This window comes from Rhodococcus sp. P4_C10 (assembly GCF_056402135.1).
In genome coordinates, this window is the sequence record NZ_JBFUHZ010000002.1 from 109,834 (window position 1) to 123,448 (window position 13,615).

Sequence of the window (13,615 nt, forward strand, 5' to 3'; positions counted from 1 at the left end):
GAATCTGCCTCTACTTCTCTGCGGGGCTGGGGTCGGTGGAACGGAACTGCGGGGAACCGGACTGTGGCGAGCCGGGGTGCACGTCGAACAGGTCGGGCTGGGCGGCGCGCTCGCGGACCGTCACCACCACGCCGCGGTACCGCGCCAGCGCGGGCAGCGCCAGCACCCCACCGTCGGTGCGCCGCACCAACATCTGCTTGTCCAGCAGCTCGACCGCACGGCGCCGCAGCCCGTCCGGGTCCGCCTGCCACTGCGCGGCGAAGGTGCGCCCGAACCGTCGGACCAGCTCGGCCACCGCCGCGTCGATCCAGCTGTCCTCGATCAGCGGGTACCGCGGCGGCTCCCGGTACTCGGTCTCGGCCGCCACGGTGTCGGTCTCCGGCTCCTCCGGTTCGTCCGCGAGCCCGCGGAAGATACCGGCGTCCGGGATGGCGGAGTCCAACTGCGCCACCAGGTCCGAGTGCCGGGACTCGGGCAGCGGCAGCCGCACCGGCTCGGGGGCATCGGGATCGAGCACCCGGTCGGCGATCTCCCCGGCCAGCAGCAGGGCCACCTGCGCGACGGTGCCGGTGCTGGGGAACCTCAGGTCCGAGAGCCGGCCGGACGAGTCGATCAGGGTGATGCCCTCGGCGCGGCGCTCGGCGACCAGACCGGTCAGCTTCTCCACGTCCGCGGCGGTGCGGGGCAGGGCCAGCTGGAGGGCCTCGTCGTCGTCGAGCTCGGCGGCGTACACGACGGGCCGTTCCACCAGCGCGCGGCGCACCCGGCGGGCGGTCTCCCGGACGTCCGTGGCGTGCTCGGCGTTCGGCGGCGCGTCGGCACCGCCGGCCACCAACCCCTCGACGGACACCAGGTGCTGCAGTGCCCGGTGCGGCCGGAACAGCGCCACCACCACGGAGCGGTCGATGTCGTAGAGCGCTTCTCCCGCAGCGGGATTCGCGGCCCAGCCGGTGGCGTCGCCGTCGGCGAGGGCGATCGCGCCGCGGGCCGTGAGCCACCCGACGGCGTCGACGAAGGCGTCCCGGTCCGCGGCCCGCTCGGTGGACAGGTCGACGCCGTCCACCKGGGCGGCGTCGGCGGCGACATGGTCGGCGAGCTCGGAGAGGGTGATCTGGTTGCCCGCACGTCCCAGGGCCGCGAGGCACAGCGCCAGGTAGGCGTACCGGTGCCGGTCGAAGTCGCGGTCGGTGCCGGTGCGGGCGGGGGTGGTGGCGTCGAGCCGGTCCGCGACGGTGAACAGCCGGGCCGTCGTCTCGGTGACCTCGAGCCGGTAGCCGAACAGCTCGAGCAGGTCGTCGCGCAGTTCGGTGGCCCAGCGGCGCAGCAGCGGCAGCGCCACCCGGTCCGGGTAGGTGGCGGTGACGAGGTGGTTGGCCAGGATCACCCGGGCCGCACGCTGGTAGGAGTCCAGGGCCAGCGGTGAGATCTCGTGCGCCCTCACTGCACGCTCACCCGCAGCCCGTCCAGGTGCAGGCTGCCGCGCGCGGTGCGGACGGTCGTCGACTCGGTGTGCGGGGTCAGCGTCAGCCGCACCCCGCTGTCCGAGCCGGTGGAGCTGGCCACCCGGCCGCTGACCGGCACCCGCGCGGTGAGCGCGGCGTTGAGCAGGCTGAGCAGCACCTGCGTCTCCTGTTCGTCGAGGGTCCGCTCGTAGACGCCGCCCGCGGCGAGGGACGCGGCGGCGACGCTGCGGGCCCGCTGCTGGTCGAGTTGGCGCTCGCGGAGACGGCGGATGCCGGCGTCGTTGCGCTGCACCCGCCCCGGCAGGCCGGTGGAAGGCGTGCGCCCGGTCTCGGCGAGGGTGCGGGAGATCTCCACCGGCGGCGCGTCCCACCAGGACCGCGACTGCGGGATCACGTCCGCGTCGGGATGGAGCATCGACAGGTGCCGGGGCTGGCCAAGGTCGAAGACGGACCGGTACAGCGCGTGCGCCGCGTCCTCGGTGGGGGTCGCGGCGAACCAGCCGGCGAGGTGGCGCAGCTGGCTCTCCCGGCTCACCCCGCCGCGGCGGGTCTCGGTCACCCGGCGCAGCAGCGCGAGCACGGCCGCGATGGCGCTCATCGTCCCCTCGCGCAGCCGTTCGGACTCGCTGAGTCCGGCCTCGGCGGCGACGAACCACTGGGTCAGGCCGCGCCAGCGCGCGGCCCAGTCCGCCTCCCGCTCCTCGACCGGCAGGAACATCCGTTCGTCGCTCGCGGCGGCCCGGGCGAGCAGCCGTTCGATGCCGGTTGCCTCGACCTCGGCGATGGCGTGCGCGATCTTCGGCGCGTACCGGGCCAGGTCGGAGCTGAACTCCCGCATGTGGGTCAGCAGCGCGTCCTTGTGCGTCAGGAACGACTCCGGGGTGATCTCGGTGGTGCGGACCAGGTCGCCGAGCGTCAGGTAGAACTGCGCGGCCCGGGCGGCCATCTCGGAGAGCGTCGAGTCCAGGCGGTTGAGCTTGCGGTAGATCAGGTCGCCGTCCGCCGTGCGGTTGGCGTCCGCGAGTTCGTTCATGTCGGCCAGCAGGTCCGGCAGCGCCAGGCGGGAGAGCGAGGCGTCGTCGCCGCGGGCGCCGAGCACGTCCTCGACCGCGCGGAAGGTCTGGTAGCCGAGCTGGCTGAACTGGTAGACGAAGTGCCGGTTGCGGTACTCGGCGAGGGTCGCGGCGCGGGAGCCGTCGTAGCTTCGTTCGAGCACGCCCCACTGGTGCAACTGTTCGAGCAGGGGGCCGATCTCCGCGGCCGTCAGCCGGCCGGCGGGGTCGTCCGCCGCGATCGTGGCCAGCCGGTCGGCAACCTCGGCGCCGTGCAGGAGCACCACGTAGTTCGCGCGGGCATGGTCGAACGCGCGCAACACCCACAGGTAGTCCGCCCGCTTCTCCGCGGTCGCGAAGGAGAACAACCGCAGCCGGTCGTCGCGGACGAACGTGTCACGGGTTGCCAGGTCGGCGGTACCGGAATCGCTCACCGGGAACAGCCTAGGGGAGCGGGACTCTCGCGTGGTCAACCGGCAGGGAGCGCGTGTCCCGGGGCGGGTCGACGGCCCGGAGACGCAGCGCGTCCCGGGACCGTGACGGTCCCGGGACGCGGTCGGACACCTTCGGGTGGCTACAGCGGGACCGGCATGCCGTAGGTCATCACGATGTTGCCGTCGGCGGTCTCGAGTCGCGCGTAGGGGCGGATCGTGGTCTGCCCGATCGCTCCGGAGACGCTGCCCTGAACCCCGCCGATGCGGATCTTTGCCCTCGGTCCGTCGAACTCCTTGTCCTTGACCACCGGGACGTCGGTGATGCCGCCCGGCTGGAGGTCGAAGATGAAGTTCTGCTGCGGGATGATGTCGCCGAGAAGTTCACCGCGGTTCTCGAACGCGAGTCCCAGAGCGAAGTCGTCGGTGACGTCGCCGAGGGCGATGGCGTCTCTGTGCTCCATTTCGAACCCGAGCCCTGGTGTGTTGAGCTGGATGGAGGCGCCGGTCAAGGCGACCGGGTACCCGACCTGGTAGCCGAAGGTCAGCTTGCTGCCCTTGGCGTCCGCCGCGCCGGGACCCTCGATGCGGGCCTCCGCGTAGCCGTTGTGGAAGAACTCCCGGCTGAGCGGCGAGCTGTCGAGCGGTGCGACGATCTGGATCGAGGTGTCGCCCTGGCTGACTTCGAGCCGGTTGCCGTGGTCGTCGAAGATGCTGTTCGCGTTGTCGACTGCCGCGGACGAGGTCCCGCCGCCGAGCGTGATCCCGAGCAGTGCCGCGCCCGCAGCGGCGAGCGCACGGGTGGCAACTACCTTGCGATTTCGACGTGGCTTGCGATTATCCGTCATGAAATCATCATCCGTTCGGTCGCGTTCCGAGGTGCCCAGCACCTGGTCACCAGTTCAATGATGGATCCCCGATCTGGGTCAGACGTTAGTGGATGACGGCCGAGTGCGCGCGCCTTTGCACACCGGACCCGCCGGTCAATCCCGTTCCGGTGCAGCGGTGGGTCCGTTCCGCGGCATCAGCAGCGGCGCCAGCACCGCGAGCGCCGTCGTCGGCACCAGGAACGCCGCGGCCGGGCTGACCGAGTAGAGCGGCGTCAGCAGTAGCGGGGCCAGCGCACCGCCGCCGAACCTGAAGGCCTGTACCACCGACACCGCGCCACCCCGGTTGGCGCCGGTGCCGGCGAGGATCGAAGCGTTCACCCCGACGAGGACGAGCTGCGAGGCCGCGCCCGCCAGCGCCCAGGCCACCGCGACGACGGCGAGCGAGCCGACCAGTCCCGTGGCGATGATCGTCGCGGCACCCCCGATCGAGCCGACCAGCACCGCGGTGCGCGCGCCGTACCGGTCGATCAGGTCGCCCACCGGCCGCGCGACCAGCATGCCGACGATGCCGAATCCGGTGAGCAGCAGCCCGCGTGACGAGGGTTCGAGGCCGAATGCGTCCTCGGCCCGGAACGCGATCAGGAAGTTGACGCCACCGAGGGCGCCCCAGCCGAGCAGCGACACCACGCCGATCCGTAGCACAGTCGGCTCGAGTGCGTCCCGGAGCCGAGGCGGCGGGCCGGTGGTCGTTTGCTCGCTGCTGGCGGGCAGGCCCGCCGCACCCAGCGCGAGCGCGACCGCCGCGATGACGACGAAGGCCAGTCGCCACTCGAACTCCGCGGCCAGCCCGCCGACGATCGGTGCGGTGGTCATGCCCGCGGCCTGCAACGCACCGAAGGTGCCCAGGGCCCGGCCCAGTTTGGCGCGCGGGGTGACCGCGGCCAGCGCGGCGAGCAGCAGCGGCGTGGTGAAGGCGTTGCCGGCGCCCTGCAGCACCCGCCCGGCGAGGAACACCTCGAAGGTCGGGGCCAGCGCACACAGCAGCGAGGCGAGTACATAGCAGCCGTAGGCGACCCGGACGGTGCGCAACCGGCCCCACCGGGCCCCGTAGGTGCCCGAGACCAGCATCAGGGCCGCGAACGGCAGCAGGTACGCGGTCACCGTGGACGCCGCGGTGGCGGCGCTGACACCGAGGTCTGCGCCCATCTCGGGCAGCATGCTGATGACGACGCCACCACCGAACGGACCTAGAAAGCCGCCGGCGTAGAGCGCGCCGCGTTGAAGTCGAGATCTCACAGACCGCCGAAACTCCCGGGCCCACGCCGCCGCAGGTACCGCTCGAACTCGGCGGCGATGGCGTCACCGTCGATCTTCGAGATCACCTCGGAGATGTCCACCTCCGCGTCGCCGCGCTCCTCGAGCGAGCGGACGTACTCGCTGATCTCCTCGTCGTCCTTGGTCATCTCGGTGATCGACTGCTCCCAGTCCTCGGACTGGGCGGGCAACTCCGCGAGCGGCACCTCGACGTCGAGCACGTCCTCGACGCGCTGCAGCAGCGCCATCGTGGCCTTCGGGTTCGGCGGTTGCGAGACGTAGTGCGGTACCGCGGCCCAGAACGAGATCGCCGGGACCCCGGCCTTGACGCACTCGTCCTGGAGCACGCCGGTGATCCCGGTGGGCCCCTCGTACCGCGTCTGTTCCAGGTTGAACCGGGCCGCCGACTCGGAGTTGTACGCGGTGCCGGTCACCGGGACCGGGCGCGTGTGCGGGGTGTCCGCCAGCAGTGCACCGAGGATCACCACCGTCGTCACGCCCAGGTCCTCGATGATCTCGAGCAGGTCGTCGCAGAAGCTGCGCCAGCGCATGTTCGGCTCGATGCCGCGCAGCAGCAGGACGTCCCGGTCGCTGCCGGGCGGCGAGCACACCGAGATCCGGGTGGCCGGCCACTCGATCTCCCGGGTCACCCCGTCGACCTGCCGCACCGTGGGCCGATTGACCTGGTAGTCGTAGTAGTCCTCCGAGTCGAGCTCCGCGAGGGGGCGCGCGTCCCAGATCAGCTCCAGGTGCTCGACGGCGCCGCTGGCCGCGTCGCCCGCGTCGTTCCAGCCCTCGAACGCAGCGACCAGGATCGGATTTCGCAGCACCACCGCGTCGCCGTCGGGGGAGGAATGACGGCCGTCGGGCGTGACATGGGGTTCGCTTGGACTCACCCACCCAGCCTACGACCAGGGTGATTTAGTCCGCCCACTACTGTGGACGGCATGTCTACCCCATTCAATTCCGGCCTGTTGGATGCGCTCACGCGGCGCGTTGTCATCGGCGACGGTGCGATGGGAACGATGTTGCAGGCAGCGGACCTCACCCTCGACGACTTCCTCGGGCTCGAGGGCTGCAACGAGATCCTCAACGAAACCCGGCCTGACGTGCTGCGCGACATCCACGCCGCCTACTTCGAGGCCGGCGCCGACGCCGTGGAGACGAACACCTTCGGCTGCAACCTCCCGAACCTCGCCGACTACGACATCTCCCACCGGATCCGTGACCTGTCCGAGCGGGGCACCCGCATCGCCCGCGAGGTCGCGGACGAGATGGGCCCGGGCCGCGACGGCATGCCGCGCTTCGTGTTCGGTTCGATCGGGCCGGGCACCAAGCTGCCGACCCTCGGCCACGCGCCCTTCGCGGTGCTGCGCGACGCCTACACCGAGTGCGCGCTCGGCATGATCGACGCGGGCGCGGACGCCATCCTGGTCGAGACCTGCCAGGACCTGCTCCAGGTCAAGGCCGCGATCATCGGCAGCCAGCACGCGATGGACCAGGCCGGTCGCCGGATCCCGATCATCACCCACGTCACCGTGGAGACCACCGGCACCATGCTGCTGGGCAGCGAGATCGGCGCGGCCCTGACCGCGCTCGAACCGCTCGGCATCGACATGATCGGTCTCAACTGCGCCACCGGGCCGGACGAGATGAGCGAGCACCTGCGGCACCTGTCGAAGCACTCGACGCTGCCGGTCTCGGTGATGCCGAACGCCGGCCTGCCGGTGCTCGGCCGCCACGGCGCCGAGTACCCGCTGACCGCCGAGGAACTCGCGGTCGCGCTGAGCGGCTTCGTCTCCCAGTACGGGCTGTCGATGGTCGGCGGCTGCTGCGGCACCACCCCCGAGCACATCACCGCGGTCGCCGAGGCGGTCCGCCTGGTCGAGAAGGCGCAGCGCACCCCCGCGCCCGAACCCGGCACCTCGTCGCTCTACGCGTCCGTCCCGTTCGAGCAGGACGCGAGCATCCTGGTGATCGGCGAGCGCACCAACTCCAACGGCTCCAAGGGTTTCCGCGACGCGATGATCAGCGGCGACTACCAGAAGTGCATCGACATCGCGAAGGACCAGACCCGCGACGGCGCTCACATGCTGGACCTGAACGTCGACTACGTGGGACGCGACGGTGCACTGGACATGGCCGCGCTGGCCAGCCGGCTCGCGACCGCGTCCACGCTGCCGATCATGCTCGACTCCACCGAGCCGGAGGTGCTCGCGGCGGGTCTCGAGCACCTCGGCGGCCGCAGCGCCGTGAACTCGGTGAACTACGAGGACGGCGCCGGCCCGGACTCCCGGTTCCAGAAGATCATGCGGCTGGTCAAGGAGCACGGTGCCGCCGTGGTCGCCCTGACCATCGACGAGGAGGGCCAGGCCCGCACCGCCGAGCACAAGGTCCGGATCGCGCGGCGGCTGGTCGAGGACATCACCACCAACTGGGGCCTCGCCGAGTCCGACATCATCATCGACGCGCTGACCTTCCCGATCTCCACCGGTCAGGAGGAGGTGCGCCGCGACGGCATCGAGACCATCGAGGCCATCCGGCAGCTGCACGAGATGTACCCGGAGGTGCACTTCACGCTGGGCATCTCGAACATCTCGTTCGGGCTCAACCCGGCCGCGCGCCAGGTGCTCAACTCGGTGTTCCTGCACGAGTGCACCGAGGCCGGCCTGGACACCGCGATCGTGCACGCGTCGAAGATCCTGCCGATGGCCCGGATTCCCGACGAGCACCGCGAGGTGGCCCTCGACCTGGTCTACGACCGTCGCCGCGATGGCTACGACCCGCTGCAGCGGCTGATGGAGCTCTTCGAGGGCGTCTCCGCGGCTTCGGCGCGCGAGACCCGGGCCGAGGAACTGGCCGCGCTGCCGCTGTTCGAACGGCTCGAACGGCGCATCGTCGACGGCGAGCGCAACGGGCTCGAGCCGGACCTCGACGCCGCCATGACCGAGGTCCCGCCGCTGGCGATCATCAACGAGACGCTGCTCTCGGGCATGAAGACGGTCGGCGAACTGTTCGGCTCCGGCCAGATGCAGCTGCCGTTCGTGCTGCAGTCCGCCGAGGTCATGAAGGCCGCGGTGGCGTACCTGGAGCCCCACATGGAGGCGTCCGACGAGGACGGCAAGGGCCGGATCGTGCTGGCGACCGTCAAGGGCGACGTCCACGACATCGGCAAGAACCTCGTCGACATCATCCTGTCCAACAACGGCTACGAGGTGGTCAACCTCGGCATCAAGCAGCCGATCGCGACCATCCTCGAGGCCGCCGTCGACAAGCGCGCGGACGTCATCGGCATGTCCGGCCTGCTGGTGAAGTCGACCGTGGTGATGAAGGAGAACCTGCAGGAGCTGAACTCCCGCGGGGTCGCGGAGCAGTTCCCGGTGCTCCTCGGCGGCGCGGCCCTGACCCGCTCCTACGTCGAGAACGACCTCGCCGACGTCTACCACGGTGAGGTGTCCTACGCCCGCGACGCCTTCGAGGGGCTGCGGTTGATGGACGACATCATGTCCACCAAGCGCGGCGGCGGTCCGGACCCGGACAGCCCGGAGGCGTTGGCGGCCAAGGAGAAGGCCGCCGAGCGCAAGGCCCGGCACGAGCGGTCCAAGCGGATCGCCGAGGCACGCAAGGCCGCCGAGGTCCCGGTCGTGGTGCCCGAACGGTCCGACGTGGCAACCGATGTGACGCTGCCGACGCCGCCGTTCTGGGGAACCCGCGTCGTCAAGGGCATCGCCGTCGCCGAGTACTCGGGGCTGCTCGACGAGCGCGCCCTGTTCCTGGGCCAGTGGGGCCTGCGCGGCCAGCGGGCGGGCGACGGACCGACCTACGAGGACCTGGTGGAGACCGAGGGCCGCCCGCGGCTGCGGTACTGGCTGGACCGGCTCGCCGCCGACGGCATCCTGGCGCACGCCGCGGTGGTGTACGGGTACTTCCCGGCCGTCTCGGAGGGCGACGACATCGTGGTGCTCACCGAGCCGGAACCCGATGCGCCGGAACGCTTCCGGTTCACCTACCCGCGTCAGCAGCGGGACCGGTTCCTGTGCATCGCGGACTTCGTGCGCTCGCGCGCCGCGGCCCGTGAGACCGGGCAGGTGGACGTGCTGCCGATGAACCTGGTGACGATGGGCCAGCCGATCGCGGACTTCGCCAACGAGCTGTTCGCGTCGAACTCGTACCGCGACTACCTCGAGGTGCACGGGATCAGCGTGCAGCTGACCGAGGCGCTGGCCGAGTACTGGCACCGCCGGGTCCGCGAGGAGCTGACCCTGCCCGACGGCCACAACCTCGCCGAGCAGGACCCCGCCGACGTCGAGGAGTTCTTCAAGCTCGCCTACCGCGGCGCCCGCTACTCGTTCGGCTACGGCGCCTGCCCGGACCTCGAGGACCGGGTCAAGCTGGTCGCGCTGCTCGAGCCGGAGCGCATCGGGGTGAAGCTGTCGGAGGAGCTGCAGCTGCATCCCGAGCAGTCCACGGACGCGTTCGTGCTGCACCACCCGGAGGCCAAGTACTTCAATGCCTGACCTGGTACTGGCGGACCCGGCGGTCGTCGGGGTCACGCTCGAGGGTGTGCTCTGGGACATGGACGGCACGCTGCTCGACTCCGAGAAGCTCTGGGACGTGGCGATGGGCGAGCTCGCGACCGAGCTCGGCGGGGTGATGACCGAGCAGATGCGGCACGCGGTCCTCGGCGCCTCCGCGCCCGACGCGCTGGCGCGGATCTTCGCGGCGCTGGACCTGGACCCGACGCCCACCGCGGTGGCCGGCGCGGGGGACTGGATCAACGCCCGCGTCACCGAGCTGTTCGCACTGGGCATCCCGTGGCGGCCGGGGGCCCGCGACGCGTTGCGTGCGGTCCGGGCCGGCGGGCTGCGCACCGCGCTGGTGACGAACACCGAGCGTGAGCTCGCCGAGCAGGCGCTGGACACCTTGGGGCGCGAGCACTTCGACGTCACGGTGTGCGGCGACGAGGTTCCCCGCGGCAAGCCGCAGCCGGACCCTTACCTGCGGGCCGCCGCCCTGCTGGGTCTCGAGCCGGCGCAGTGCCTGGCGATCGAGGACTCGCCGACCGGTGCGGCGGCCGCCGTGGCCGCCGGCTGCGCGGTACTGGTGGTGCCGTGCGAGGTGGACGTGCCGACGGGTCCGCGCCGGGTGCACCGCACCACGCTGGAGGGCATGGGCGAGTCGATGCTCGCCTCGGTGTGGCGCGCCGCGCACGCCTGACCTGGGGTGGCAAGATCGCACGCATGACAGCGCGGCGGGGCGGACGGCTGACGGCTGCCGTCGCCCCGGCCGTCGCCGTGGTGGTGCTGGCGACGGGGTGCTCGGCGGGCGCCGGGCTCTCCGGGGCCGGCGGCCCGGACACGCTCACCGTCGCGCTCACCGCGAAGCCGGACAACCTCGACTTCACCCGCACCGCGGGCGCCGCGATCCCGCAGGCGTTGCTGGGCAACGTGTACGAGGGTCTGGTCCGGCTCGACGACAACGGCGTGATCACCCCGCAGCTGGCCGCCTCCTGGACCGTCAGCGACGACCGCACCGTCTACGACTTCGCCCTCCGCGAGGACGTGGTGTTCAGCAACGGGGACGCCTTCGACTCCGGCGACGTCAAGTTCAGCATCGACCGGGTCAAGACCGAGTGGACGGCCAACTCGCCCGCCACGATGGCGGTGGTGGACCGGGTCGAGACCCCGGACCCGCACGTGGCGAGGGTGGTGCTGCGGCGGCCGAGCAACGAGTGGCTCTTCGCGATGACCGGCCCGGTCGGCGCCATGTTCACCCCCGACGGCGTCAGTCACCTGGCCGCCACCGCGGTCGGGACCGGGCCGTTCACGGTGGCGCGGTGGAACCCCGGCTCGGAGCTGGTCCTCGCGGCGAACCTCCGGTACTGGGGGCCGGCGCCGGGGATGAAAACCGTTCGGCTGCGCTACTTCGCGGACGCCACCGCCCAGGCCAACGCGATGCGCAGCGGGGGAGTCGACGTCGTCTACAGCCTGGGTGCGCCGCAGCTGCTCGCCCAGTTCGCCGGTGACAACCGGTTCCGGGTCACCCAGGGCACCACCAACGGTGAGGTCACCCTTTCGATGAACGGCGCGGTCGCGCCGTTCGACGACGTGCGGGTGCGCCGCGCGGTCATGTACGCGGTGGACCGGAAGTCGGTGCGGGACACCGCCTATGCGGGATACGGCGAGCTGATCGGGTCCATGGTCCCGCCGACGGACCCGTGGTACGAGGACCTCACCGGCGTCTACCCGTTCGACCCGGACAGGGCGCGGGCGCTGCTCGCCGAGACGGGCACCCCGAACCCCTTGGTGCGCTTCAGCGTTCCCAACCTCCCGTACGCGAGCGCCGCCGCGCAGGTGGTGGCCTCGCAGCTGCAGCAGGTCGGCTTCGACGTGCGCACCGAGCCCGTCGAGTTCCCCGCGGTCTGGCTGGACAAGGTGTTCGCCCGCCACGACTACCAGATGTCGGTGATCCAGCACTCCGAGCCGCACGACATCGTGACCTTCGCGAATCCGAAGTTCTACTGGGGCTACGACAATCCGGAGGTGACCCGCCTGGTTGCCGAGGCCGACGCCGCCGACGAGGCCGGGTACGTCGAGCGGATGCGGGAGGTGGCCAGGACCGTCACGGACGACGCCGCCGCGGACTGGCTGTTCCTGTTCCCCCTGCTGGTGGTGGCGGACTCGGACCTGACCGGACTGCCCCGCAACGCCACGAGCCTCGCGCTCGACCTCGCACCGGTGCGGCGCGGGTAGCGGGATGGCGCTCGCACTGCTCCGGCGGCTCGGGATCTTCGCGATGACCGCCGCCGTCGCGTCCGTGCTGGTGTTCGCGTTGCTCTCGGTGCTGCCCGGCGACCCGGCCCGGATCGCGCTGGGCGTGCAGGCCGACGAGGCGGACGTGGCCCGCGAACGCGTGGCGATGGGCCTGGACCGGCCGCTGTACCGGCAGTACCTGGACTGGGTCGGGGGGATGCTGCACGGCGACCTGGGCACCTCGTACCTCACCCGGCAACCGGTGGGCCCGGAGATCTTCGACCGGCTGCAGGTGACGCTCTGGGTGGTCGCGGCGGGCATGGTGGTCGCGCTGGTGATCGCGCTGCCGCTGGGGGTGGCCGCCGCGGTCCGCAGCCGCCGGCCCGACGGCGTGCTGATCGGCGGGATCAGTCAGGTCGGCATCGCGATCCCCGCGTTCCTCGCCGGCGTGCTGCTCTCCACCGTCTTCGCCGTCGAGCTGGGCTGGCTGCCGTCCAGCGGCTGGCAGGCCCCGATCGAGGGGGTCGGCGGGTTCCTGTCCTACCTGGCCCTGCCCGCGCTGGCGCTCGGGCTGGTGCAGGGGTCGGTGCTGACCCGGTACGTGCGGTCGGCGGTGCTCGACGAGATGGGCAAGGACTACCTCCGCACGGCGCGGGCCAAGGGCCTGACCCGGACCCGCGCGCTGCTGCGGCACGGCCTGCGCAACGCGGCGATCCCGGTCGTCACGGTCGCGGGCCTGCAGCTGACCACGCTGCTGATCGGCGCGGTGGTGGTCGAGCGGGTGTTCGTGGTGCCGGGACTGGGCAGTCTGCTGCTGGACAAGGTGAGCCAGCGGGACATGGCGGAGGTGCAGTCCATCGTGATGGTGCTGGTCCTGATGGTCCTGCTGCTGAACCTGTTGGTGGACATCGTCTACACGGCGATCGATCCCCGCATGAGGAGTAGGGCGTGAAGAGGGCGTCCGGCAGCCTGGTGGCGGGGGCGGTGCTGGTCACCGGGGTGCTCCTTGCGGCGCTGGTCTCCTTCGTGTGGACGCCCTACGACCCGACCGTCGTCGACCCCGCCGCCCGCATGCTGCACCCGAGCGCGGCGCACTGGCTCGGCACCGACGACTTCGGCCGCGACATCTTCAGTTCGCTGCTGGTGGGGGCGCGGACGACACTGCTGGTCGGGTTCGTCGCGACGGCGATCGCGGCGACCCTGGGCATCCCGGTCGGGGTGGCCGCCGGCATGCGGCCCGGTCGCACCGACGAGGTCCTGATGCGCGGGAACGACGTGGTGCTGGCGTTTCCGGCGCTGCTGCTGGCGATCGTCTTCGCGGCGGTGTGGGGTGGCTCGACGGTGACGGCGATGGTCGCGCTCGGCCTCGGCTCGGCGCCGTCGTTCGCGCGGGTGGCCCGGGCCGGCACCCGGCAGGTGACCGCCCACGACTACATCCTGGCCGCCCGGGCGGCGGGCCGGCGGCCGGCGACGATCGCGCGGCGGCACGTGCTGCCGAACATCTCGAGCGCGCTCATCGTGCAGGCGTCGGTGACCTTCGCGATCGCGGTGCTCGCCGAGGCGGCGCTGTCGTACCTGGGGTTCGGCACCCCGCCGCCGACGCCGTCGTGGGGGCGGATGCTGCAGGAGTCGCAGCCGTACCTGTACCTGCAGCCGGCGGTGATGCTGTGGCCGGGACTGGCGATCGCCCTGACCGTGCTCGGGTTCAACCTGCTCGGCGACGGGCTGCGGGACCGGCTCGACCCGAAGTCGGTGCGGCAGTGACGGCCCGGA

10 protein-coding genes are annotated in these 13,615 nt (G+C 71.6%); 5 read left to right on the top strand and 5 right to left on the bottom strand.

Annotation, left to right across the window (positions count from 1 at the left end):
* Positions 1 to 10 precede the first annotated feature (10 nt).
* From AC1DWC_RS01590 to AC1DWC_RS01610, 5 genes are all read right to left on the bottom strand, one after another.
* Positions 11 to 1,441 carry a TIGR02678 family protein gene (locus AC1DWC_RS01590; protein ID WP_477905557.1) on the bottom strand — a complete coding sequence of 477 codons (1,431 nt, stop codon included), beginning with the start codon at positions 1,439 to 1,441 and terminating at the stop codon, positions 11 to 13.
* Entirely contained in the window at positions 1,438 to 2,889 is a 1,452-nt protein-coding gene (locus tag AC1DWC_RS01595; RefSeq protein WP_477905799.1) for a TIGR02677 family protein, read from the bottom strand. The genes AC1DWC_RS01590 and AC1DWC_RS01595 overlap by 4 nt, the downstream gene beginning before the upstream one ends.
* A 200-nt stretch (positions 2,890 to 3,089) precedes the next feature.
* Positions 3,090 to 3,794, bottom strand: coding sequence for an MspA family porin (locus tag AC1DWC_RS01600; protein WP_477905559.1), 705 nt, complete (start codon positions 3,792 to 3,794; stop codon positions 3,090 to 3,092).
* Between the two features lie 135 nt (positions 3,795 to 3,929).
* Positions 3,930 to 5,072, bottom strand: coding sequence for an MFS transporter (locus AC1DWC_RS01605; RefSeq protein WP_477905561.1), 1,143 nt, complete (start codon positions 5,070 to 5,072; stop codon positions 3,930 to 3,932).
* Positions 5,069 to 5,986, bottom strand: coding sequence for a PAC2 family protein (locus AC1DWC_RS01610; protein ID WP_477905563.1), 918 nt, complete (start codon positions 5,984 to 5,986; stop codon positions 5,069 to 5,071). The genes AC1DWC_RS01605 and AC1DWC_RS01610 overlap by 4 nt, the downstream gene beginning before the upstream one ends.
* Before the next feature lie 51 nt (positions 5,987 to 6,037).
* Here AC1DWC_RS01610 and metH point away from each other — a divergent pair, with 51 nt between their 5' ends.
* From metH to AC1DWC_RS01635, 5 genes are read left to right on the top strand one after another with little or no spacing between them, the layout of a single operon-like run.
* Entirely contained in the window at positions 6,038 to 9,607 is a 3,570-nt protein-coding gene (metH, locus tag AC1DWC_RS01615) for a methionine synthase (RefSeq protein WP_477905565.1), read from the top strand.
* A complete protein-coding gene (locus AC1DWC_RS01620) occupies positions 9,600 to 10,307 on the top strand; it encodes an HAD family hydrolase (protein ID WP_477905567.1) in 708 nt (235 codons plus the stop codon). The genes metH and AC1DWC_RS01620 overlap by 8 nt, the downstream gene beginning before the upstream one ends.
* A 23-nt stretch (positions 10,308 to 10,330) precedes the next feature.
* The gene (locus AC1DWC_RS01625) at positions 10,331 to 11,842 is read left to right on the top strand and encodes an ABC transporter substrate-binding protein (protein ID WP_477905569.1); all 1,512 of its coding nucleotides are present in this window, start codon (positions 10,331 to 10,333) and stop codon (positions 11,840 to 11,842) included.
* A 4-nt stretch (positions 11,843 to 11,846) separates the two neighbouring features.
* Positions 11,847 to 12,794 (top strand): ABC transporter permease, encoded by a 948-nt coding sequence (locus AC1DWC_RS01630; protein WP_477905571.1) that lies wholly within the window; start codon positions 11,847 to 11,849, stop codon positions 12,792 to 12,794.
* On the top strand, positions 12,791 to 13,606 hold the full coding sequence (locus tag AC1DWC_RS01635; RefSeq protein WP_477905573.1) for an ABC transporter permease: 816 nt from the start codon (positions 12,791 to 12,793) through the stop codon (positions 13,604 to 13,606). Before AC1DWC_RS01630 ends, AC1DWC_RS01635 begins: the two co-directional genes overlap by 4 nt.
* Positions 13,607 to 13,615 lie beyond the last annotated feature (9 nt).

Excerpts from the sequence above, each read along its gene's own strand:
- AC1DWC_RS01600 (WP_477905559.1), bottom strand. The coding sequence starts at position 3,794 with ATGACGGATAATCGCAAGCCACGTCGAAATCGCAAGGTAGTTGCCACC.
- metH (WP_477905565.1), top strand. The coding sequence starts at position 6,038 with ATGTCTACCCCATTCAATTCCGGCCTGTTGGATGCGCTCACGCGGCGC.
- AC1DWC_RS01620 (WP_477905567.1), top strand. The coding sequence starts at position 9,600 with ATGCCTGACCTGGTACTGGCGGACCCGGCGGTCGTCGGGGTCACGCTC.
- AC1DWC_RS01625 (WP_477905569.1), top strand. The coding sequence starts at position 10,331 with ATGACAGCGCGGCGGGGCGGACGGCTGACGGCTGCCGTCGCCCCGGCC.
- AC1DWC_RS01630 (WP_477905571.1), top strand. The coding sequence starts at position 11,847 with ATGGCGCTCGCACTGCTCCGGCGGCTCGGGATCTTCGCGATGACCGCC.